Source organism: Planctomycetota bacterium, assembly GCA_016125255.1.
Classification (GTDB): domain Bacteria; phylum Planctomycetota; class Phycisphaerae; order Phycisphaerales; family Zrk34; genus RI-421.
In genome coordinates this window covers 953687-977751 of record WGMD01000002.1, presented here as the reverse complement: position 1 = coordinate 977751, position 24065 = coordinate 953687, and the positions used below count along the sequence as shown (strand labels likewise).

The window sequence follows — 24065 nt, the reverse complement described above, 5'->3', positions numbered from 1 at the left end:
GGCATCAAGATGACGAGCTTCGACCGTCAACAGATCGATGCGATCCGAAAGGAACTGAATCAGACCTTCAACACCCAACACCAACCCGCCGTCCAGACACCCGCCCCTTCACGAATTTACAGCACGACAGGGACTTGACCAGAGGTCATCGCCGCGTTCATCGCTTTGATGTCGAATCTCTCACCGTTGTGTTCATCCTTGACCATGTGCATATGATCGGAGATTCTCACTTGTAGTCAACCATGGACGTGATCAGCCCCCATGAACGTAGCCGCATTATGTCGTTGGTGCGGAGCAAGGACACGGAGCCCGAACAGATCGTTCGTCGGCTGGCGCATCGATCGGGATATCGGTTCGGTCTGCATCACCGCGATTTGCCTGGATGCCCAGACTTGGTTTTTCGGGCCTGTCGGGCGGTGGTGTTCGTGAACGGCTGCTTTTGGCACCGGCATGATTGTCCCAATGGTTGTCGTCTGCCCAAGACACGGCGAAAATGGTGGTGCGACAAACTCGAAAAGAATCGAAAGCGCGATCAGGCGACACGCCGCCGACTGTATCGCATAGGGTGGCGTGTCATGGTCATTTGGGAGTGTCAGTTAAAGGACATTGACCGTGTGCGACGACGATTGGAGAGATTTCTTGGCAATTGATTCGACAGACCGACGGATTGATCGGTGGTCTACACGCGAGATAAATTAGGTTAAGCACAGCAGACCCTTTGCATGGGGCGAATGGGGATGCCAAGTCAACGGGATCGTGAATACGCAAGCGTACTGTGGCGAGGTGGTTTGCGATGGATGGTTTTGTTCATCGCAGCGCGATGGGGACGGCGGCGTTTCGTCGGGCTTGCGGGTGAGGAGACGGCGGAGGGGCAAGGCACCGACCCGGGACGGGTCGGCTATGTGGGGGATGAAGGCGGGGGGATGCTTGTTTGATATGACCAATGACAAATAGCAAATGCCTAATGACCAATGCATTTGCTATTAGGCATTGGGCATTTGTTATTAGTTAAGTCGGAGTGGGAAGCGGAAGATCGGGCGGAATGATATGTGCTTGACGGGTTTCAGCCCCGGCGGGGCGCGGGGGTGTAGCCACGGGTGGAGCGGAGCGGAACCCGTGGTTTGTGAGTCATTCGCGTCTCGTCCGTTTCCTCCGCCCCGGCGGGGCGGGGGGAGTGTTCGATGGGGACCACGGGTTGCGCGCCGCCGGGGCCGGCGGCGCTTCACCCGTGGCTACAGTCGGTCGCCCCGTCGGGGCTCGAGAGGGCGACGCGGGGGATACTTGATTGATATGACCCATGACAAATGGATGATGCCTGATGGCGAATGCATTGGTCATTAGGCATTAGGTATTTGTCATTGGTCATATCGGAGGGGACGGGGGGCGATTTTCCATTGGTCATTTTCCGGTTTCCATTTTCCAGTGTGGGGAGGGGGCGGGGGGGCGGCGTCCCTGCGGGACGGCCGCTAAGGGGGGGGTGGAAAGTTGTTGGCGCAAGTTTTGTGGGGGGTTATTGTTATGGGGTTTGTCGGGGGAGATTTGGTTCGGGGGTGTCCAGTTTCGAGGCGCGGCGACAAGATTAGAGTAGAGGACCATGTCGAAGCTCAGTCACGACCAATTCATGCGTCTTTACATCCGCGATCAGGGGCGGGTGTATCGGTACGTGCTCACGCTGATCGGGAATCCGACGGATGCGGAGGAGCTTTTTCAGGCGACTTCGCTGACGCTCTGGGAGCGGCGGGATCAGTTTGATCCGGGGGCGGGGGAGTTTGCGGGGTGGGCGTATGGGATCGCGCTTAATCATGTGCGGAACCATCTGCGGAAGCAGACGCGGCGGGGCGAGCGGGGGTATTTGAACGACGCGGCGCTGGCGCAGATCGCGGCGGTGCATGCGGCCCATGATGAAGATCTGGCGGCACGGTCGGCGGCGCTGACGGATTGTCTTTCGAAGTTGCCGGCGGGGCAGCGGCGGCTGGTGGAGGAGTATTACGATGCGGACCGGACGGTGCCGGAGCTGGCGGAGCGGATGGGGCAGACGGCGGAGGCGATTTACAAGACACTTCAGCGCGTGCGCAAGGCGCTGTTTGAATGCGTGAACAAGGCGATGGGGACGGAGGGGACGCCATGAGTTCGCTGCGGAACGATGCGACGTTTTTCGAGTTGCTCGACGCGGTGTGCGACGGGTCGGCGACGGCGGCGCAGTACGAGGCGCTGAGCGGCCGAGTGTCGGGCGATGCGGAAGCGGCGATGTGCTACGTGACGTATCTGCATCAGCATGCGGATTTGTACTGGCGGCGGCGCGGGGTGGCGACGGGTTTGCCGGCGGGACGGATCGTCGAGCCGATCGCAGTGAAGCGGACGGGTCATGTGAAGTGGGCGATGGGGCTGGCGGCGATGATTTTGTTGGCGCTCGGGATGGCGACGTTTTTCAAGCCGGTCGAGTTGAAACAGGATTTGCGCGAGCCGCGGATTGCGGGGGCGGTGGCGCTGCTATCGGATGTGTCGTCGGATGCATCGTTCGGTGAATCGACGTTGCCGACGGCGCTGGGGTCGGATTTGCCGCCGGGGCGGTTGGAATTGAAGACGGGCAGTGCGCAGGTGATGTTCCGGAGCGGTGCGGTGGTGGATCTGGTCGGGCCGTGTGCGTTTGAGATGACCGGGTCCAACCGTGGGCGGCTGGATCGGGGGTTGCTGCACGCGGTGGTGCCGCGCGGGGCGGTGGGTTTTTGCGTGACGACGCCGCATGCGCAGGTGATTGATCTGAGCACGGCGTTCGACGTTGATGTTCGCGCGTCGGATCAGACGGTGGTGCATGTGACGCAGGGTCATGTGCGTGTGATCGATTTGCGGTCGGAGCGGGGGTTGTTTTGGAAGGGCGATCGCGTGGTGATCGGGCCGGGCGGGATCGGGGAAGTGACGCGCGGGGCGATTTTCGATTCGATCGCGACGAACAGCAAGCTGCATTATGCGATCGCGGCGGGGCGGCTCGGTGAGGATGCTGTGGCGCACACGGATCGCGATTATCAGTGGAACGGTGTGACGAGCGAGGGGATGCCGCGGGAGCTTGTCGGTGCGGAGTACATTCAGACGCCGATGGGCGACAAGGCGAATCACGAATTGAAGGTCACGCTGACGCTGACGCGGCCGGCGGCGTTGTATGTGTTCATGAGCGATCGGGAGGCGCCGCCGGATTGGGTCACGGAGGCGGGATTTGTCGATACGGGATGGACGATCGGGCTGGACAATTCGGCGCGCGGTGTGGGGCTGGGCGTCGGTGCGGGGGCGAGTATTGATTTGACGTATCGGGTTTGGCGCTTGTCGGTGCGCGGGCCGGGTGATGTGGTGCTCGGGCCGGCGCAGATGGGGAGCAATTCGGAAATCGGGACGTACGGCATCGCGGCGGTGGAGCCGGATGTGACGACACGGAACACGACCCGCTCGGCGACGGGCGAGGCGCAATGAGAATCGCAGCACCCTGTACAGGAGAATCGAACATGCAACGTCGAAAGGGAATACAAGTCGCGGCGGCTCTGCTGGCGGCACTGATCGGAACGCAAACGCAGGCGGCGCTTCAGGTGGACTTCAACACCAGTTCATCGGCGACGCAGTCGGGGTTCGCGGGCGTGACGAAGTCGGGGGCGACGGGGATTGTGACGGATGTGGGCGTGGTCAATGTGACGCCGACGGTGGTGAAGGGCAGTGCATTTGACGATCGCGATCGCGGTGCGGTCGGGGGCGACGGGGCGTCGCTGTCGGATGTGCTGCGTGATTTTATTTTCACATCGATCGCCACGGGTTCGGTGACGCCGACGAACAAGCCGACCATTGATGTGACGATCACGGGGCTTAACGCGGGGCACTACAAGGTGGCGACGTTCCTGCATGACAACAACGTGGTGCAGGGCTTTTTCGACATCAGCATTTCGAACAACGGGGGCACGACGTACGTGCTCAAGAACGACAATGTGGAGGTTTCATCGACGACGATGCCTTCGCCGATCGGCACGGACACGTTCGACTTTTACGCGGACGGGACGCACAGTGTGAAGCTGCGCGTGGCGTACGACAGCGGCGGGGCGGTCGGTGCGGGCAATCGCATTGCGCTCATCAATGGTTTCACGATGACGCCGCGCACCGGGCTGTTCGTCGACTTCAACGACAATGACAACGAGCAGTCGGGGCAGAACGACGCAGGCATCAGCTTCACGCAGGCCGGGTACATCTCGGTGACGCAGAACGGCGCGACGGGCATCGCCAGCGCGGTCACGAAGCTCAACACGACGACGAGCATCTCCTTCAACTCGATCTCCGCCGGGGGCAATCCCGACCGTGACCGCGGGGCGCTCAACAGCGCGCAGGCCCAGAGCAGTCTGCTCCGCGACTTCATCTTCAATCAGGTCTCGACCTTCGACATCACCGTCACGAACATCCAGGCGGGCGATTACGAATTCACCGGCTACTTTCACGACAACACCGCCAATCAGGGCACGGTCGACGTGCTCGTGAGCACCGACGGCGGGTCGACGTTCACCAACGGCGTGCTCGGCGTGGCGTACTCGACCGGAACCAATCCCGCCGCGGTCGGCATGGGCCGATTCTACTTCCACACGGACGGGACGCAGAACCTCGTGTTCCGCGTCGACGGGTCGGGGACCAACAATGTGATCAACGGATTCGACCTGGTGCTGCTGCCGACGCCGGCGGCGCTGCCGGCGGGGTTGGCGATGATGGGCATGCTCATGATGAGACGGCGTTCATGAAACACGCATTGACGGATCGCATGGCGTATGGCGAAGCGCATTTAGCGGCGGGGCTTGCCCCCCGCGGCGGGCGCATCGAGCCGCGCGGGGCAAGCCCCGCCGCTAAATGGACGCGCCGTCGCGCGCGTCATGCCTTCACCTTGATCGAACTGCTCGTCGTCGTGACGATCATCGTGTTGCTCATCGCGATTTTATTGCCGTCGCTTTCCAAGGCGCGCGAAGCGTCGTACCGGGCGGTGTGCGGATCGCACCTCAAACAGCTCGGCACTTCCGCCACGATCTACACCGTCGAGAACAAGGGCTGGTACATCCCCTGCGCCAACCGCGCGATTCAATTGAACATCTGCTCGGCCGGCGCGTACGGCGCGAGCACGACGACTGGTTGGACGGCGACGGAGGCGAAGACGAACTGGATCGCCGAGTGGGCGCGGCTGGGCACGATCGGTTCGATCGGCAAGCAGAGCGTGGCGGTGAGCGGGATGGACGCGGAGGCGCCGCTGTGGGATTGCCCCAGCCGCAAGTATCACAGCCAATGGCAGGGCAATGATGTGGTGACGACGAACTATCAGTACTTCGGGGGGATCAAGCGGTGGACGAATCCGTGGTGGAACGGCAAGTCGCGCGCGCCGGTGCAGGCGGTCGACTCGGACGGCCAGTGGGTCCTCGCCGCCGACAGCATGATCCAGATCGACGGCGCCTGGGGCCAGGGCAACAGCCCCGCGACGCCCTACGCCTATGTCGACATGCCTTCGCACAAGTCGTCGTACGCCGACGGGCGACCGGAGGGCGGGAACCAGGTGCACGTCGACGGCTCGGTCGGATGGGTGGCGTTCAAGGATACGGCGTACGTGCATTCGTGGAACACGTCCGTGCGCTACGCCTACATCTATCAGCAGGACCTGGGCACGTACACGCCGCCCGCCGCCGCGCTGGGGTATTGAATCGACCGCTGAACGCCGAGGGATGGCCATCCCTCAGCTTTCTAACGAACAAGAAAATACGTCGGGCCCGCATATGCTTTAGCCATGCATGAAGCGTTCTGGCATCCGGTCACGGAAGTGTTGATCCTCCTCGCGGCGGCGTTGGTGTCGGGGCTGATCTTCGAGCGGCTCCGTCAAAGCGCCATGCTCGGTTACCTTCTGGCCGGGACGCTGCTGGGCCCCGGGGCGCTGGACTGGATTCACGAGCGCGATGTCGTGTCGGCGATGGCCGAGTTGGGCGTGGCGCTTTTGCTGTTCACCATCGGACTGGAGTTCTCCGTCCGCCGGCTCATTCGCATCGGACCCATCGGTCTCGGCGGCGGGACGGCCCAGGTCGTGCTCACCCTGCTCGTCACCGCCGCCGCCTGCTGGATCGCCGGCACGACGCCCTCCGCCGCCGTCGCCATCGGCGCGATGATCGCCCTCTCCAGCACCGCCTGCGTCCTGCGCGTCCTCTCCGACCGCGCGGAGATCGACAGCGTGTTCGGCCGCGGCGCCCTGGGCATCCTCCTGTTTCAGGACATCGCCCTCGTCCCCCTCGTGCTGATCGTCACGCAGCTCGGCTCCGGCGGATCGAGCGCCGAGATCGCCGCCGCCGTCGGCCGCACCGTGCTGATGATCGTCGCCATGGTCGGCGCGTTCTATCTGCTGAGCACCTATGTGCTCGCGCCCATGCTGCGCACGTCCACCATGCTCCGCAATCACGAATTGCTCGTGCTGCTCGCGGCCGTGCTCGCGCTGGGGGCGGCCTGGGCGGCGACGAAGCTGGAGCTTTCGCCGGCCATGGGCGCGTTCGTCGCCGGCATCATGCTCGCCGAATCCCCCTTCGCCGTGCAGGTCCGCTCCGACATCGGCGCGCTCCGCACGCTGTTCGTCACGCTCTTTTTCGCCTCCATCGGCATGCTCGCCGACCTCGGCTGGCTGATGGAGCATTGGATGAGCGTCGCGGGCGTCGTGGCGCTCATCATCGTGGGCAAGACGCTGGTCACGGCGGCGGTCGTGCGGGCGCTGCGCTATCGGGGCCGCGATGCGGTGGCGACGGGCGTGTGTCTGGCGCAGGTCGGGGAGTTCTCGTTCGTGCTCGCCGGCGTGGCGCGCGACGGCAAGGTCATCGACGATGCGATGTTCCGTCTTTTCGTCTCCGCCACCCTTGTCACGCTATTCGCCACGCCGTACCTCGTCGCCCTCGCCCCGCACGCCGCGGCATGGGTCGCCCGCTTCAGCCGCCGCGCCGTCGACGACACCGCCGCCGCCTCCGACGCCGCGCCGGCGCATCACGATCATGTGGTCATCATCGGGTTCGGCCCGGCCGGGCAACGCGTCGGCGAACTGATGCGCTTCCGCGAGATCCCCGCCGTCGTCATCGACATCGCGCCGCGCAATGTGACCCTCGCCCGCACGATGGGCATCGGCGGGCAGGTCGGCGACGGGTCGAGCCCCGAAGTGCTTCATCATGTGCACGCCGCCGACGCCCGCCTGATCGTCATCACGCTCCCCGACCGCCGCTCGACCCTTGAAACGGTGCACAAGATTCGCGCCCTGGCGCCGAACGTCCCGATCATCGCGCGCGCCCGCTATCACGCCTTCGTCCGCGACATCGAGCTCGCCGGCGCGCAGGTCGTCATCGATGAAGAGCAGCAGATCGGCCGGCGGCTGAGCGTCGAGGTCCGCCGCCTGCTCGCCCTCGCTCCCGGCCAGGTCGCCCCGCCGCGCACGGGCAATGAACAAGCCCTCTGGCGCACCAGCGAATCTTGACAGCACGCGCCCGCCGCATGAAGCTGGCGATATGAGCGCCGCGTCTTTTAGCAATTCACGCACACGGCTCCGCGTCAGCATCGTCGTGCTCCTGTCCTTCGTCGTCATCAGCACCGTCGGCTACTACTGGCTCGGCTGGCCGGACCGCCGCTTCGTCCACGCGCTCTACCTGACCGCCATGATCTTCTCCACCGTCGGCGCGATCCCCGATCACATGACCAGCGGCGAGGAAATGTGGACCCTCGCCATGATCTTCGTCGGCATCGGCAGCGCCGCCTACGCTTTCGGCAACGTCATGGCCGTCATGACCAGCGGACAAATCCAGGCCCTGCTCGGGAGGCGACAATTGACCGGCAAAATCGAATCAATGAGCGATCACTACATCGTGTGCGGTTACGGACGGATGGGGCGGAGCGTCTGCGCGTCGCTTGGCGATGCGGGCGTCGACTTCGTCCTCGTCGATCACGCCACCGACCGGACCGCCAAGGCCGGCGACCGCAACTATCCCTACATCGTCGGCGAGGCCGCCGACGAAGTGGTCCTCCGGGCCGCGGGCATCAGCCGGGCGCGCGGGCTCGTGACCTGCCTCCCCCATGACGCCGACAACGTGTTCGTCACGCTCACCGCGCGCGGCCTCAATGAACATCTGACCATCATCGCGCGCAGCGAATCCGAAGCCACCGAGTCGCGACTCATCCGATCCGGCGCCAATCGCGTCGTGACGCCGACGCTCATCGGCGCACACAAAATCACCCGCATGCTCCTGCACCCCGCCGTCGAAGACCTCATCGACGCCACCGCCGCGGCGGACCTGGCCATCGACCGGGTGAGCGTGGGGCATATGAAGGGACTGGCCGGGCGATCGCTCAAGGAACTGGCTCTGCCCAAGGCGTTCGGCGTCATGGTGCTCGCGGTCGAACAGGAAGCGGGCAAACGACTCTTCAATCCGCCCGCCGATCATGTGCTCAAGGAATCGGACCAGATCATCCTCGTCGGCCCCAAGGGGTCGATCGAGCGTTTTCTCCGCGATCATGAACCGTGAATCGCTTTGGTACGATAATAGTGCGGAAAGATGTCATGAACCGGTTGCTGCGTACATGCGTGCTGTTGCATTTACTGATCGCGCCCTCGGCGCGCGCGGTCGAGCCGCCCGTTGATACGGATCATCTCCAAGGCCCCGCTTCGTTCAACACGCTCAAGCTCCCCGCCTCCGAGCAGCGCTCCGGCGACCCGCAGCGCGGGCGCGAATACCTCATCACCGGCCAGTACATCCGCGGCGGACTCCCGCTCAAATATGTTCGGCAGTTCATGGGCGACGGAGCGGGCAATGCGCTGAAGCGCGACGGCGACAACGCCATCCTGCCGCCCGACCTGACCGCCACGACCGCACGCAACGGCGTCCCCGTGGCCGCGCCCAATTGCCTCGCCTGCCATGCCCAGATGCTCAACGGCAAACTCGTCGTCGGACTCGGCAACGCCACCCTCGACATGACCACCGACGGCAGTCAGGTTTCCTCCGTCATTCAATTCGCCATCAATCAATCCGCCGGCCCCGACTCGCCGGAGGCGATGGCCTACGACGATTTCCGCAAGGTCGTCGCCGTGATCGGCCCCCGCGTCAGGACGCCGACGATCGGCGTCAACTCCGCCGATCGACTCGCCTTCGTCCTCGCCGCGTATCGCGATCCGGTGACGCTCAAGTGGTCCGACACGCCGCGCGATCCCCTGCCCGATGATCAGCCGACGATTCCGACCGACGTCCCGCCGTGGTGGGTGCTCAAGAAGAAGCACGCGATGTTCTACACATCCGTCGGCCGCGGCGATTTCGCCCGGCTGATGATGGCCAGTTCGCTCATGACGCTGCGCGACACCGACGAGGCGGCGCAGATCGACGAGCATTTCGTGGATGTGCTGGCGTATCTGAACACGCTCGAGCCGCCGCGCTATCCCGGGCCGATCGACCGGGCGCTGGCGCGCAAAGGCCGCGGCGTGTTCAGGCGCGAGTGCGCCGTGTGTCACGGCTCCTACGACACGCCCGCCGATTATCCCAATTACCTGATCAGTCTCGACGAAGTCGGCACCGACCGCGCGCTGGCGGACGCGACCGTCCGCACGTTCGAGCGTCAGGTGCGCAGCTACAACCATTCGTGGTTCGCGCTGACGGCGCATGGCGCCAAGCTCGCGCCCCGGCTCGGGTACGTCGCGCCGCCGCTCGACGGCATCTGGGCCAGCGCGCCCTATCTGCACAACGGGTCCGTGCCGACGCTCGCCGCGCTCCTCGATTCAACGACGCGGCCCAAATACTGGCAGCGCTCCTTCGGCACCGGACCCGCCGACTATGACCCCGACGCCGTCGGCTGGCGCTACACCCGGCCGCCCGGCGGCAGCTCCAAGTTCATCTACGACACCACCCGCCCCGGCCACGGCAACGCCGGCCACACCTACGGCGACCACCTCGAACCCGACGAACGCGCCGCGGTCATCGAATATCTCAAAACCCTCTGACCCCCTCTCCCCCCGGGAGAGGGCCGGGGTGAGGGTGCTTCCGGAGTGGGGCGCGCCCCTTTTGGGGTGTCATCAGAGGTGGTCGAAAACGCGCACCGGCCCCAAAGTCCCCCTCCCATTCGGCCGATATCTGCCATTAGACGCTTTGTACCTTTTGGGAGACGCACTATGAATACGAACTCGGATCGGCGATTCGATTCACGCCAGGCGCGGCAGTGTCCGGTCAAGATTTTCGACCCGCTCCGCCGCCGATACGCCTCGGGCGTGTCGCGGAATCTTTCGCACGGCGGGGCGCTGATCGAATTGACGAGCCCGATCACGATCCGCGCGGGCGAAGCGGTGGGCGTCGCGGTGGATCTGACCGGCGGCCGGGCGGTGGTGCGCATGACCGACCTCGTCGCCGCGACCGTCGTCCGCCGCGATACCGATGACTCCCGCGCCCGGCTCATCGCCGTCCGCTACGTCTGCCCGCAGTCGATGGGCCAGACGGTCGCCGCCGAAGCCGATCGCCGCGCGGCCTGAGTCTCCGCAATACAACGTCTTGCCACGACGGCTCAAAATCGCTAGTTTTGACGTTCCCCGAAAACGGATTGGAGCGTCTACATGGCGAGTCTGAGTTTTGATTTGAGCGGCAAGGTCGTGCTGGTCACGGGCGGGACGAGCGGGATCGGTCTGGCGATCGCCGAGGCGATGCTCGACGCCGGGGCGAAAGTCGCCGTCGGCTCCCGCAAGCCCGAGAAGGTCACCGGCGCTCTCGAACAATTGTCCAAGGGGCGGCCGCAGGGCGTCGTGCTCAGCACGCAACTCGACGTCGCCGACCGTCATTCGATCGACGCCGCCATCGGCTCGACGCTCAACGCCTTCGGCCGCGTCGATGTACTCGTCAACTGCGCCGGGTCGAACCTCAAGAAGCCGACGATCGACGTGGAGGAAGCGGAGCACAAGTGGCTCTTCGACGTCAACTACTTCGGGCCGTTTTATGCTTCGCAGGCCTTCGCCCGCCAGTGCATCAAGCAGGGCAAGCCCGACGAAGCCGCCGGCGGATACAGCATCATCAATGTTTGCTCCGTCACGAGCTTTTTAGCGCTCAGTGAAGTGACCACGTACGCCTGCACCAAAGGCGCGCTGCTCGCTCTGACGCGCCAGCTCGCCGTCGAATGGCCGCGGCTTTACGGCATCCGCGTCAACGGCATCGCGCCGGGCTTCGTCCCCGCGGATCAGAATCGGCAGATTCTTCAGAGCGGCGACCGCGGCCGGCGCATTCTTGAATGCACCCCCATGCAGCGCTTCGGCACCCCCGACGAAATCGCCGGCGCCGTCGTCTACCTCGCCAGCCCCGCCGGCCGATTCGTCAACGGCGAATGCATCAACATCGACGGCGGCTTCATGATCCACGGCGTCAGCGACGCGATGAAGCCGCTGACTTAAAAGCTTTCAGCGGTCAGGCGTCAGCCGTCAGCAAAGGACGGCGGCGACGACTGGCTGATCGCTGACACCTGACCGCTGACACCTTTTTTAGGAGCCCCCCATGTCGCAATCGATTTCCCGCCGCACGATGATGCAGCTCGCCGCCGCCGGCAGCGCGCTTTCGATGACCGAGTTGCTGACGCCCAAGGCGCGCGCCGCTGATGGCGCTTCGCCGCTCAAGGAAGGGGCGGTGATTCTGTTTCAGGGCGACTCGATCACGGATGCGGGTCGCAATCGCGGGCGCGAAGGGTCGCCCAATGATCTGGGGCAGCTCGGCAACGGGTATCCGATGATGGCGGCGATGGCGCTGCTCGGAAAGTATCCGTACCAGAATCTGAAGATCTATAACCGCGGGATCAGCGGGCACAAGGTTCCCGACTTGCAGGCCCGGTGGCAGAAGGACACGCTGGACATCAAGCCGGACGTGCTGAGCATTCTGATCGGCGTCAACGACATCTGGCACAAGCTCGGCGGGCGCTACAACGGGACCGTCGAAGACTACGACACCGGTTTCACCAAGCTGCTGGCGGACACGAAGGCGGCGCTGCCGGACGTGAAGATCATCATCTGCGAGCCGTTCGTCCTCAAGACCGGCGCGGTCAATGACAAGTGGTTCCCCGAGTTCGACGAACGCCGCGCGGTCGCCAAGAAAGTCGCCGACGCCGCGGGGGCGACATGGATGGCGTGTCAGGCCATGTTCGACGAGGCGGCCAAACACGCCCCGATGAACCACTGGCTCGGCGACGGCGTGCACCCGACTACCGCCGGTCACGCACTCTTCGCCGCGACGTGGCTTGAAACGATGAAGCTGTGAAAAAGCGGTCAGCGTTCAGGTGTCCGCGGTCAGCCGGGAGCGCCATCGCCTTGAGCTGATTGCTGAGGGCTGATGCCTGACAGCTCTTAGAGCGGTTTCAGTAAATGTGTAGCCGCGCATCCTAACGAGCCGCGCGCGTCAGCAAGCGGTCGAGCCCGCATCCAATCACATTCCTTGACCGCTCCCTCACGGTCGCGGCTCGTGGGGAACGCGATTTGATTTGTGAAACCGCTCTAATCGTCCAGCTCGACTTTCAGATCGTCGTACGCGAGCCGGACGTGTTCGGGGAGGCGGGGTTCGAGGTCGGCGTGGGAGATTTCGTGGGCGATATGCGTGAGGTAGGCCCGCTTGGGTTTGACCTGTTCGATGACCGCCAGTGCCTGATCGACGGTCATGTGCGTCGGGTGATGCGTGTAGCGCAGGCCGTCGATGACCAGCACGTCCAGATCGTCAAGGTGCCGCCAGGTTTCCGGCGCGATCGCCGAGCAGTCGGTGCAGTAGGCCATCGCGCCGAGGCGGTAGCCGAGGATGGGCAGTCGGCCGTGCAGGATGCGCAGGGGCGTGATGTTCTCGTGTGCGATCGAGACCGCCTCGCCGGGGATCACCGGATGCAGAATGAGCTGCGGGACGAAGGAGCGGTTGGGATTGTGCTTGGGGTCGAACATGTAGCGGAAGGTTTCGCGGAGCCAGTCGATGACGTACTGCTCGGCGAAGATGTCCAGCGGGGCGTCCATCACGGCGTTGAACCGGCGCAGGTCGTCGATGCCGAAGACATGGTCGGCGTGGTTGTGCGTGTAGAGCACGGCGTCGAGGCGATGGACCTTGTGGCGGAGCATCTGATGACGCAGGTCGGGCGTGGTGTCGATGAGGATGAGCTTGTTGTCGCGCTTGACGAGGACGCTGGGGCGGTCGCGGCGATCGCGCGGATCGCTCGAATGACACACGGCGCAGTCACAGCCGATCAGCGGCACGCCGGCGCTGGTGCCGGTTCCGAGGAATGTCAGCGTCCAGGACATGGCAAGAGTGTATGTTGAAGTGGGGGAGGGGGGAAGTAAGTGGCGATGTGGCGAAGTAGTGAAGTGGTGAAGTCCCGATCCCCCAAGCCGCGTTCAACCCGCGGCTTTATGGATTTTGCATATCACCACATCACCACATCACCACATCACCACATCACCACATCACCACATCACCACATCACCATTTGTTCACCGCGTACGTTGTAGCTGCAGGCGCTGGTGATTGGCGGTGAAGTGGCTGAGCAGGTCGGTGAGGAAGGGTTTGTATTCGGGGAAGTGGTCGAAGTGGAAGCAGACGCCGACGCGGATGAGCTTGGCGTTTTCATCGCGCCAGTGCGCGACGCGGCTGACGGCGAAGAGGGGTTCTTCGATGTCGGGGAGCGTGATCTTGGTCCACAGCAGCGGGGCGGTCGGCAGGAGCCATTCAATGGTGCGCGGCAGAAGCATGCCCAGCCCGCCGCCGCTCACATCCATGACCATCGCGGCGAAATCCTCGCCGATCGGCGGTTCGGTCGGGGCTTTGAGTTCCTGCCGCTGCGACTCGGGCGTGCGGTGACGGAGCATGGTGTACTGCTGGTACTCGGCGCAGGATTCGATGTCCATCAGATGCCACAGGTGCACCGACGGAAAGGGCGAACCGGCCGTGTCGACGCGGAAAAAATCGCGCCGCTGACCGTCATGCACCTTCAGCGGGCGGCTCAGTCGCAGCGCGATCACCTTCTTGGATGCGTTGAGCGCGAACATCGACTGACCGAGCACGACGCACTGGAAGGTCCATCGTCGCTGGCCTTCGACCATCAAAACGTCCAGCAGCTCGTCACTCTCGATCGTGATCGACTTCTTGGCGGACCAGGGGCGCTCGACGATGATCGCCGCGCGGTCCATGTCGAAGGCCCGGACGCGCCAGGTATTGATGTTCGCCACCTGGTGCGACCCGTCGGCTTCGTGATGGATCGTCATCTGCTCGCAGGCGTCGGGCGTCTTGCGGCGCGACAGCTCGATCACGCCGGATCGTGCGGCGATGCGTCGGAAGACCTGCTCCCATTCGGGAATGGCGGTGGTGAAATGCGGCATGGTCCGAGGTCCGGAGCTGTGCGGAATATCCGCTTTTTTAGGGACATTCTGACCATCGGCGGGATCGCCGGCGGACTTGACCGGCGGGGGATTATCCGGACGTCATCACGCGCATCGTCCGCCGCAACCGCTCCAGATGACGCCCGATCCGCCGCGCCCGGTCCGCATCAAGCGGGCGGCCCCCGAAGCGGATCTCGTAAAACAGATCGGTCAGCGGCACGACCGTCTCGAAGCGATCCGGGTCGCGATGCGTCAGATGCTCCGCGAAGCTCGCCGGCGTCTGCCAGAGCGGCTTGGAAAATCCCGCCTTCTCGAGCACCTTGAGCATCTGCACGTAGAACTCAAGATGCTGGGCGAGCCGCCGCTGGAGCTTGCGCGGCGCGATCTCAAGCTGAAGCTGACGAATGTAGCGCCGGCGGCGGAGGATGGTGTGAACCAAAAGAACGATGCCCGAGAGGATCGATCCGAGCACGATGACGATCAGCACATAGCCCCAGAATCCGAACGTCCACCGCTCGCGGAAATCCTTGATCCACGCCACGATCGACTCCCACAACGATTGCCCCGCGCGCGTGACGGAGTTGAGGTTCGAGTCGATGTTGACCATGACGCTGCGCCGCTGGTTGGCATCGTAGGTGATGACGCCGTTGATCCAGTGGAACTCCATGTACTCGTAGAGGTCGCGGACGAGCGCGAGCAAGCCGGAGCCGGGGGCGTGGAGCCGCTCGATGGCCAGCGGCGGCGAGGGATCGAACGCGCGCCATCCGACGCCCGGTTGATACGCTTCGACCCAGGCATGGGCGTTCTTTTCGCGCACGACGTAGTACCCGCCGACGCTGTTGAACTCGGTGGCGCGGAAGCCGGTGACGACCCGGCTGGTCACGCCGATCGATCGGAGCAAAGCGGTCATCGCCGAGGCGAAATACTCGCAATGCCCGCGCTGATGCTCGAAGAGGAACGCCATGATCGGGTCGGTGCCGTCGGGCACGGCGGGGAGGTCGAGCGTGTAGGCCATGTGCGTTTGCAGATACTGCTCGATCGCCGCGGCGATCCGCATGTCCTGCGGGGTGGAGACAAGCTTGGGATCGCGGCTCAGATTCGCCACGCGCAGAATCCGCAGCGCCTCGGCCCGAAGGCGCGGCGAATCGAGCACGCGCTCGCGGTCGGTGTCGAGCGGCGCCGCTCCGCCGCGCTCTTCGAGCTGGGCGTACATCGGCGTCATGTCCAGCGTCGGCTCGGCCAGGGCGTCGACGGTGTACTGAATGCTCGGCGGGGCGGGCTGGCGGGCGCTGAGCACCTGATCATGCACGTTAAAGAGCATCGATCGCACCTGCGGGCAGACGATGCGCACCGGCGGATAAGCGGAGAACAAGACGCCGTGCGTCTGCGCCCGCAGCGTGATCTGCTGCGAGAGGATCGGCGTGCGGTCGGGGACTTGTGCGAGGACGGCGGCGCCCTGTGCGTCCATGTCCAGCGCATGATCGCCGCGCGTGCTGCGCGTCCAGCGATGGCTCGCCCGGTCGTAACGGTCCAGCGACGTGCCGCGCACCAGGAATGAAAAGTCGTCGGACCCGTAGGGTTGTCCGTCGCGCGTGAGCGTGATGTTCATGACGGGGACGCGGCTGGTGGCGATGTGGGTGCCGCTGGTCAGTTCGATGGTGTCGTCGAACCCGCTGACGTTGCGGCGCGTCGGCGGGGACCAGTCGCCGAGCAGCCCCTTGCCTTCGCCGCGCGGCATGGCGACGAACACGACCGCCGACAGCGCCATCGCGCCGATGCCGCAGCAGGCGGCGACGAGATTGAAGTGGCGTCGATGCCCGCGGGAGACGACGGGCTTGGGGCGGGTCGAGCGCTGGCCGGGCGGGGCCTGTTTTATTCCCGCCTCGCTCACTTCGTCGTAGCCCATCTTGAGCTGAAACTGGAGCAATGTGAAAAGCGTCAGCACCAGGTAGATGATCAGCAGGATGCCGAAGACGATTTCGGCGCTGATGATCGCGGCGCAGATCATCTGCATCCGACGCAGGACAATGAGCTGGGCGTAATCGCGATTGGATTTGCGTTCGTAGAGTTTGAAGATCTGGATGAAGAGGATGAATTCACCCAGGCCGAGGATCAGTTCCTGCTGCCGCGTGACCTGCGAGTAGAAGAGCCATGCGGTGACGCACAGGACGCCGAGATTGATGAGCCATCGGGGCAGCGGTTTGCCGCGCGGTCCTTCGACGACGTACCAACTGAGCGTGCCGAGGGTGCCGGCGACGAGGACCATGACGGCGCTCTGCTCGGCGACGGCGTAGGCGATGACGCCGAGGATCACCTGCGCGTACATGAGCCGGCGAAACGAGAGGATCATGCTCATGCGCTGTCCCTCCCGCGCCCGCCGCCGCGCCGGACGCGCGCCGCCAGATGGACCGGCCGATCCTTGCCCTCCGGCTGGGCGAGCCAACTGTCCAGGTCCGCATCGCTCAAGTGCTGCACGCCCGGCGGGCCGTAGCTCTCATCGATCGGCCCGGCGTGAATGACCAGCCAGTTGACCTCGTGCGCCCGGGGAATGGACCACGGGCTGATCTGCCCGCAGCTTAAGTCCAGTTCGCCCAGCGCATGGAGCATCCGCGTGCGGTGGATGCGGCCGTGATGCGGGGCGAAGGTATGACATTGCGCGCCCGCGACGGTGAGCCCGACGTCGAACCCGTCCAGATACGCCTGCACGATGATCGAGGCGGCGAACGAGATGGCGCGCTCGGCCCGAGCGTGCGGCCAGGGCCCGCGATTGCGAACGTCCAGCAGCACCATCAACTTCGGCGGCGTCAACCGCGTCATGTCCCGACACACCACGCGCGACGTCCGGGCCGTGTGCTTCCAATCGATGAGCTTCATCGAATCGCCGTGCCGATACTCGCGCAGGCCGAAGAACTCCTCGGTGCCGCCGCCCTCCGCGGCGTTGCGCGAGCCGGCCAGATCGCGCGCGTGGATGTCCCACAGACTTCGCCGGCGGAGGCGATAGAGCTTGGGGAACACGAGCACGCGTCCGGGCTGCGAAAGCGTGATGCTTTTTCGGAGGATGCCGAAGGGGAAAGTCGTGGCGATGCGGATGCGGTCGAAGTGGATGGCGCCGCGTCGGGTGGGCCAGCCGACGGTTTGGGCTTGCAGCGTCGCGCGCGGGCCGCAGTGCAGGACCCAACCGTGGGGCTTGCCGCGCATGGCGCCGTCGGCGTCGGCGTCGAGTTCGGCGATGATGAGCCCGAACGCGGGGATCATCCATTTACGGTTGTGCAGTTCGTAGCGCACGAGCAACGGTTCGTCGACCGTGCCGTGATCGGGAAGAAGTCGTTTGATGGACAGACCGATCATCATCAACCCGCTGAAGACCGCGGAGACGATCAGCCCGCCGACCATCAGACCGAACGTCCAGAACAGCAGATTGGTCTGCGAACTGATCGCGCCCAGGCCGATGAACATCGCCATCAACAAGTACACCCATCCCCCGAGCCGCAGGGCGTACCGGCGTTTGATGCGCGGTCGCTTCATGAGGGGCGATTATAACGAATGGGGCGAGGGGGGAGGGGGGAAAGGGGAGGGATGTGGTGATGTGGTGATGTGAAAATTCTACTAAGCCGAGGGATGAGCGCAGCGAATCCCCGGATTGTCCTGGTGCGCGAGATCCGGGGCTTCGCTTCGCTCAGCCCGCGGCTTGGCGGTGTCTTTACATCACCAGATCACCAGATCACTGCTTGGTGAGCGTCAGTTCGAGCACCTTGCCGGCGGTGGTCATGATGCGGCCGGCCCAGCCGCCTTTGCCGTCGGGTTCGAGGTCGAGGACGGCGTTGTCGGCGAAGGTGAATTCGCCTTCGATGCCCGCGGCCTTGGTGAGCGCGTTGATCTGGGCGAGGTTGTTGAGGCGGATGGCGATGGGGACGCTGACAAGCTGGGCGGACAGTTCGGGCGGGCCGATGAGGATGTTCTCGCCATTGACGGCGAGGTTGGTGGCGCCGAGTTGGGTGACCGCGCCCCCGTCGAGCCGCAGGGCGATGCGATACGCGCCCGGCGCTTTGGCGAGCTGGTCGGCGACAATCTTCTCGCGCACATCCTTCCAGACCTTCAGCAGCGTCTGTTTCTGCTCGATGGGGTCGGCGATGTTGCCGGCGGCGGCGAGGGCCTGCGTCTGAAAGCTGCGGGACTGATCGGGCGTCGGGTAGGTGACGGTGGCGAGCATGGCGTCGGCGCAGGCGAGGCCGTAGTCCTTGTCGGCGTTGACGATGCCCATGATCATCACATCCTGATCGCCGAGTGCGGCGGCCCAGTCGCGCGCGGTCGGGCGGAGGCGCTTGCTGACCTGCTCGCTGAACCAGGTGATCATCGGCGTGGGGTTGCCGGCGGTCTGGGGATCGGGGCGAATGAGTCCGGCGGCGAGCGGGGCGGTCATGTCCGGCTCGATCTTCGGCGCGTCGCCGCCGGGCGGGGGCGTCGCGGCCGAGGGCTCGGGGTAACGTTCGTACCAGACGCGCGCCGCCTGCTGGCGCTGATCGGGCGTGAGCTTGGTGAGCCAGGTGGGGAAGCCGCCGGTGATGAACGTCTGCATCGCCGCCATGGCGGACGGCCCGGTCGATTCGAGGGCGATGCGCTGCATCGCCGCCGTGCGCAGGTCCTGCGCGGACTGCGCATCGATGAATTCGACAAGCTGGCGCGGCGTGGGTTTGACGGTCAGGACGGCGTTGATGAAACCGGCGTAGATCTTGTCATTGGCGACGACTTCGGTCGGCGCGGCGGAAGTGCGATTGGTCGCGGCGCCGAGGGCGAAGTAGGGCAGGGCTTTCCACGCCAGATCGCGCAGCGGCCCGGCGGGCGCGGTCAGCAGCTTGATCAGCCCGTGGTCCGGCTTGTAGATCGACAGGCGGGTGCCGGGGACTTCGGGAGTGGTGATGTACTTGAGCGTGCGGAGCTGATAGTCCATGTCCGTCCCGCCGAGCAGTTGATCGGAGAGCCAGGCCTCGGCGAGCGGCTCGAACTTGGCGGCGCGATCGACGATGGTCTTGACCACCTCGTCGCGCCGGGCGGCGGGGGTCGCGGCGAGCTTGACCTGCTCGGCGAAGGGCGCGACGGTCGGGTACTGCTTGGCGGCGACGCTCAGCGGGACGGCGAGAATATTCGCCGGCGGCTGATCGGCGGCGTCGGCGAGCAGGCGCGTGGTGTTCTCGGCCATGGCGTGAATCTGATCGGGCGTGTACCTGGTCGTCTCGGTGGCGGCGGTGGACTGGGCCTGCATGGCGATGAGGCCGATCTGCGGATCGGCGTCGGCCATGGCGCGCGTGAGCATGGCGGAGGCGATCGGGATGCCGGTGATGTCGGCGGCGAGAGCTTTGATGAGCGTGGTGCGGGTCAGGGCGTCGCCCTTGGTGACGAGCTTCTCGACGGTAGGCACGAGCGGGCTGTCGGCGGTGATGTTGCGGAGGTTGGTGCTGGAGGCCAGAAGCATCGCGGCCATCCGCTGATTGTAAGGATGGTCGTTTGAGAGCAGATCGTTGATGACGACGCCGAGTTCGAGGGGATTGGCGTTGTTGGTCGCGCGCTTGATGCGTTCGAGCAGGTCGATGCTGATGCGCCAGGGCAGGGGCTCGGGGCCGGTCAGCTCGATGTCATGCTCGGTGGAGGGCAGATCGAAGATGGCCCAGATGACGGGCGGCGTGGGCTTGGAGAATTCGGTGGGAAGCTGGGTGGCGAGACGGATTTTGCGGTTGTAGGCGTCAAGTTGCTCGCGATAGGTGACCATCGCCGCGGCGCGTTCCTTGGAGCCGAGGCGTTCGACCTGCGGGGGCTCGGGGCGGGGCAGGGCGGCCCGGTTGACGACGATGACGTAGGCCTGATTGGCGTCGGTCGCTTCGCCGAACGTCACCCGCCGCGCCAACTCCCACGCGATCATCTTCTGCGGATGCACGGTGGCGCTGGTCGTGACATTGGGCGGGATCATCTGCAGATCGTTACTGGAGCCGGTCGCCAGCGCGTGGTTGACCTCGTCGGGCAAATCCCATGCGAGCATGCGCCCGCGGGTGATCTTGATGCTCTGTATGTCGATGGGCGTCGGGCTGGTGACGGGCTTGACGTTGAAGGGGATCATGAGGATGCGTCGCCCGGTCGGCGCGGTGAACTTCCAGACCGCGTCGGCGATCGAGGGATTGAGCACGTTCGGATCGGTCATGAGCGTCTGCAGGTCCAGCTCGACGGGCGCGGGACCGGCGGCGGCCGCGGCGGTTTCCTTCGCCTCCGTCGCCGCCTCCTTCTGCTCGCGCTCCATCTTGGCTTTCTGCAGCGCTTCCTGGGCTTTGCGGATCATCTCCTGCCGCTGCTGCTCTTCGCTGAGCGGCGGCGTGCCGGGAGTCTGGGCGATCAGACGCCCGGGCAAAAGACATCCGCAAGTCAACACGATCCAGACGGCCAGGCGGTGCATCGTCATGTGGCTCTCTCTGATGTTGGACCGGGTCGGGCGAGGTCAGCCCAGAGCGGGAAATGATCGGAGCAATAGGGCGCGAATCCGCCGCGCTCCACGTCCGCGCCCACCACGCGTTCGACAAGGTCGCTGCTGAGGAAGATGTAGTCTAATCGTAGCGCCGGGAAGCCGGTTGTAAAGGTCACGGCCGGGGCATCGGGATGACAAAGGTCATAGGCGTCGGCATACCCCGCCTTTTCGATGCGTGCGATCACATCGCGGTCGATTTTGCCACCGCGCTCGGCGAGCCGCTGACGCCGATGCGGGGCCAGCGCGGCCGAATCGACGTCCGCCGCCGGCGCCACGGCGTTCAAATCGCCCATGAGCATCGTCGGCCTATTTCCGGGCGTCATGGCGCGGAAGATCGCCTCCAGCTCCGCGAGCCGGTCCGCTTCGTGATCGAAATGCGGGGCCAGGTGCATGAGCACCACGCGCAGCGCTTCGCCGTCGACGTCGAGGACGCTCTCCATCGCCGCGCGATTCAGTTGCGGGGCCCCGACGCCGAGGTTGATCATCTGGACCACCGGCAGGCGGGTGAGCATGGCCACATGATGCGGCCCATTGGGCGACTCGGCGATGAGACATTGCATGCCGAGTTTGTCCGCCAGGTACTGCGCCCCCGCCGGGTCGTCGGCTTCGCAGAGGCCGATCACGTCGGCGTCGAGGTACGCGAGCGTTTCGTAGATCGGATCGAGCCGACCCAGCCCGCCGTTGAGGATGTTGTACGACACGAGGCGCAGCGGCTTGGGGAAAGTCGGCATGAACGAAGTTTAACGCAGGGAGCGGTGCGTGACCATGTCGGCGGGGGACCGGGGCCGCGTAGCGGCCCGGCTATCGAATGAAAGTGACATGAGCGCAAAAAAATCCCCCGTTTGCACGGGGGATTGATCAAAGTGCTGCATTGGAGCGATTCGCTCAGGGGACCGAGTAGAGCGACAGGTGCGTCGGGCGGTCCAGAAGCAGGATGCGGTCCAGATCATCCCAGACCTGCCGGCCGTTGGTGTCGAGCATGCGGGCGTGACGGGTGGTGCGCTCGGCGTGCGTCTCGGCGACGGACTCGAGCTCGGGGCTCATGTCCCACCACACATCGTTGGCGGTGATCTTCTTGGGCCCGCTGGACTTGAACCAGTTGCCGGGCCAGAGGGCGTCGCCCAGCCCTTCCTTGTTGTCGTCCTCGTAGGCGACGGTCTGCGGCTGGGGCTTGTCGTCATTGTCCCAGAACGCCAGCGATTCGAGCACGCCCTTCTTCTTGGGCTGCGCATCGGGCATCCCGATGCTGTTGTCGAGACTGGAGGTCTTCTCTTCCTGACAGCCGACGCTGAGCATGGCCAGGCACCCGACCATCGCCGCGACGTACAGTTGCTTCGTCATGAATGAACCTTTCGAAGAATTTGGCTCGACCCCTACTTGTAACACGGGTCCCGGAGACTGTCAAGCGTTAACCTGCCGCGCGGTCCGCGTTTGTGATCGTGCGGCAGGGAATTTACCCCCGCCTCAAAAAGCGTGTGTTATAATGGAGGCAGGTTCTTTGAAATCGGACCGTTGCCGGCGGGGTTCGAGACGCGATGCGTTATTTGCTCGAACCTAAGAACCCCAAGGGATCGCACATATGGGTGGCGACGATCAAGCCATCAACGAGTGGAAGATCAGGATCATCCGAGGCGTTCCCACCTGAACTTGGGGTTCGAGCAAATCCTTCGATACGGCCCAGCGGACAACGGACCTGAACCGAAAGCGACCCGCCGAAAGGCGGGTCGTTTTTTATGTGCGGGAGGCGGGGGGACTTGAGTCCCCCCGTTTACGCGATGATGTCCAGGATCGGCTCGCCGTTGGCGATGCGGCGGGGGCGGTTCAGGGCGTCGTTGATGTAGGTGTTGGGGTCGATGCCCAGCAGGTAATAGATCGTGGCGGCGATATCATCGGGGCGGACGGGGTTTTCGACGGGCTTCTCGCCGCGCTCGTCGCTCTTGCCATAGACGAACCCGCGCTTTACGCCGCCCCCGGCCATCAGCACGCTGTAGCACTGGGGCCAGTGGTCCCGGCTGGCGTTGGCGTTGATCTTGGGCGTTCGTCCGAACTCGCCCATCCAGACGACCAGCGTCTCATCGAGCATCCCCCGCTGCTCCAGATCCTCCAGCAGCACCGGCAGCGTCGCATCGGTCATCGGCAGGTGGAACGCTTCGATGATCGGGAACATGCGCGTGTTGTCGAACCCGTGCGTGTCCCATCCGCCTTCGGTCTTGCTCCGCCCGCCGATCGAGCGGGAGAAGTACACGGTCGTGAACTTGACGCCCGACTCGGCGAGCCGGCGGGCCAGCAGGCAGGCCTGCCCGTATTCCGTCCGCCCGTACCGGTCGCGGATCCACTTGGGTTCCTGCGACAAGTCGAAAGCGTTGCGCACATGATCGGATTGAAGCATCGCCATCGCGCGCTGGTAATACGCATCGATGCCGCGCGCTTCGGCGCTGTAGCTCATCAGGCGGCTCTGCTCGTCAATGAGCTGTTGGAGCCCGCGGCGGGCGTGGAGCCGATCGAGCGTGACGCGATCGGGCAGACTCAACTCCGGCAGCGAAAAGTCCGGGTCATTGGGGTCGCGCGGCACGAAGAGCGGATCGTGCTTCTTGCCCAGGAAACTGGCGTGCTGACCGGGTGTGATGGACCCATCGGAGATGACGTGCGGGTAGCTGACGAAGGTCGGCATCGTGCCGTGCACCGGGGCGAGCTGATCGACGACCGACCCGTACGCCGGGTAAAGGTCCAGCGAATCGCGCAGTCGCTGATCGTCCGTCGGCGGGGCGGCGCCCGTCAGCGCGTAGTATCCCGCCGAGTTGTGGTTCTTCATGTCGTGATGCACGCTGCGGATGACCGTTATCTTGTCCATCACCCTGGCAAGGCGCGGCAGATGTTCGTTGATCTCCAGGTCGTCGCAGGAGGTGCGAATCTGTTGATGCGGGCTGCGGTACTTGTCCGGCGCGCCGGGCTTCATGTCGAACATGTCGACATGACTGGGTCCGCCCCACTGGAACAGGAAGATCACCGACCGCGCCCGCACCGGCGGCGCGCTCCCCGCCGGCTGAACCGCCGCGGCGCGAAGCAGGTTCGGCGTGGTCAATCCCATCGCCGCCATGCCCCCCGCCTTGAGCAACTGCCGCCGCGAGAGCATCGTCGTCTGGCGGAAATTGCAGCAGGCCGTCGAATGCGTGCGTCGTTTCATGA

18 protein-coding genes and 1 pseudogene are annotated in these 24065 nt (G+C 64.7%); 11 read left to right on the top strand and 8 right to left on the bottom strand.

Annotated features, from left to right (window positions below):
• The first annotated feature begins 242 nt into the window (after positions 1-242).
• The 11 genes and pseudogenes from vsr (at position 243) to GC162_05260 (ending at position 12281) form a co-directional block, all read left to right on the top strand.
• Positions 243-650, top strand: coding sequence for a DNA mismatch endonuclease Vsr (gene vsr / locus GC162_05310; protein MBI1368054.1), 408 nt, complete (start codon positions 243-245; stop codon positions 648-650).
• Between the two features lie 944 nt (positions 651-1594).
• A complete protein-coding gene (locus GC162_05305; GenBank protein MBI1368053.1) occupies positions 1595-2128 on the top strand; it encodes a sigma-70 family RNA polymerase sigma factor in 534 nt (177 codons plus the stop codon).
• Positions 2089-3462, top strand: a complete 1374-nt coding sequence (locus GC162_05300) for a hypothetical protein (protein ID MBI1368052.1) — start codon at positions 2089-2091, stop codon at positions 3460-3462. The genes GC162_05305 and GC162_05300 overlap by 40 nt, the downstream gene beginning before the upstream one ends.
• A gap of 32 nt (positions 3463-3494) precedes the next feature.
• Complete coding sequence (locus GC162_05295; GenBank protein ID MBI1368051.1) at positions 3495-4760, top strand: hypothetical protein; 1266 nt, start codon at positions 3495-3497, stop codon at positions 4758-4760.
• A gap of 20 nt (positions 4761-4780) precedes the next feature.
• Positions 4781-5026, top strand: a pseudogene (locus tag GC162_05290) (prepilin-type N-terminal cleavage/methylation domain-containing protein).
• A gap of 759 nt (positions 5027-5785) precedes the next feature.
• A complete protein-coding gene (locus GC162_05285; protein MBI1368050.1) occupies positions 5786-7495 on the top strand; it encodes a sodium:proton exchanger in 1710 nt (569 codons plus the stop codon).
• Positions 7461-8537 carry a hypothetical protein gene (locus GC162_05280; protein MBI1368049.1) on the top strand — a complete coding sequence of 359 codons (1077 nt, stop codon included), beginning with the start codon at positions 7461-7463 and terminating at the stop codon, positions 8535-8537. Before GC162_05285 ends, GC162_05280 begins: the two co-directional genes overlap by 35 nt.
• 35 nt (positions 8538-8572) lie before the next feature.
• Complete coding sequence (locus GC162_05275) at positions 8573-10000, top strand: c-type cytochrome (GenBank protein MBI1368048.1); 1428 nt, start codon at positions 8573-8575, stop codon at positions 9998-10000.
• Positions 10001-10168: 168 nt separating this feature from the next.
• Entirely contained in the window at positions 10169-10522 is a 354-nt protein-coding gene (locus GC162_05270; protein MBI1368047.1) for a hypothetical protein, read from the top strand.
• An 81-nt stretch (positions 10523-10603) separates the two neighbouring features.
• Entirely contained in the window at positions 10604-11428 is an 825-nt protein-coding gene (locus GC162_05265) for an SDR family oxidoreductase (GenBank protein MBI1368046.1), read from the top strand.
• A 100-nt stretch (positions 11429-11528) separates the two neighbouring features.
• On the top strand, positions 11529-12281 hold the full coding sequence (locus tag GC162_05260; protein MBI1368045.1) for a lipolytic protein G-D-S-L family: 753 nt from the start codon (positions 11529-11531) through the stop codon (positions 12279-12281).
• A gap of 233 nt (positions 12282-12514) precedes the next feature.
• On the opposite strand, the gene GC162_05255 is transcribed toward GC162_05260, so the two are convergent.
• From GC162_05255 to GC162_05220, 8 genes are all read right to left on the bottom strand, one after another.
• On the bottom strand, positions 12515-13297 hold the full coding sequence (locus GC162_05255; protein ID MBI1368044.1) for an MBL fold metallo-hydrolase: 783 nt from the start codon (positions 13295-13297) through the stop codon (positions 12515-12517).
• Positions 13298-13486: 189 nt separating this feature from the next.
• The gene (locus GC162_05250; protein ID MBI1368043.1) at positions 13487-14371 is read right to left on the bottom strand and encodes a hypothetical protein; all 885 of its coding nucleotides are present in this window, start codon (positions 14369-14371) and stop codon (positions 13487-13489) included.
• Between the two features lie 91 nt (positions 14372-14462).
• Positions 14463-16727: a DUF3488 domain-containing protein gene (locus GC162_05245; protein ID MBI1368042.1), complete on the bottom strand. Its 2265-nt coding sequence runs from the start codon at positions 16725-16727 to the stop codon at positions 14463-14465.
• On the bottom strand, positions 16724-17896 hold the full coding sequence (locus tag GC162_05240) for a DUF58 domain-containing protein (GenBank protein ID MBI1368041.1): 1173 nt from the start codon (positions 17894-17896) through the stop codon (positions 16724-16726). The genes GC162_05245 and GC162_05240 overlap by 4 nt, the downstream gene beginning before the upstream one ends.
• Before the next feature lie 196 nt (positions 17897-18092).
• Entirely contained in the window at positions 18093-20816 is a 2724-nt protein-coding gene (locus GC162_05235; protein MBI1368040.1) for a hypothetical protein, read from the bottom strand.
• Positions 20813-21610 (bottom strand): hypothetical protein, encoded by a 798-nt coding sequence (locus GC162_05230; GenBank protein MBI1368039.1) that lies wholly within the window; start codon positions 21608-21610, stop codon positions 20813-20815. The genes GC162_05235 and GC162_05230 overlap by 4 nt, the downstream gene beginning before the upstream one ends.
• 154 nt (positions 21611-21764) lie before the next feature.
• Positions 21765-22220: a hypothetical protein gene (locus GC162_05225; GenBank protein MBI1368038.1), complete on the bottom strand. Its 456-nt coding sequence runs from the start codon at positions 22218-22220 to the stop codon at positions 21765-21767.
• Positions 22221-22647: 427 nt separating this feature from the next.
• Complete coding sequence (locus GC162_05220) at positions 22648-24063, bottom strand: DUF1501 domain-containing protein (GenBank protein MBI1368037.1); 1416 nt, start codon at positions 24061-24063, stop codon at positions 22648-22650.
• Between the last annotated feature and the right edge of the window lie 2 nt (positions 24064-24065).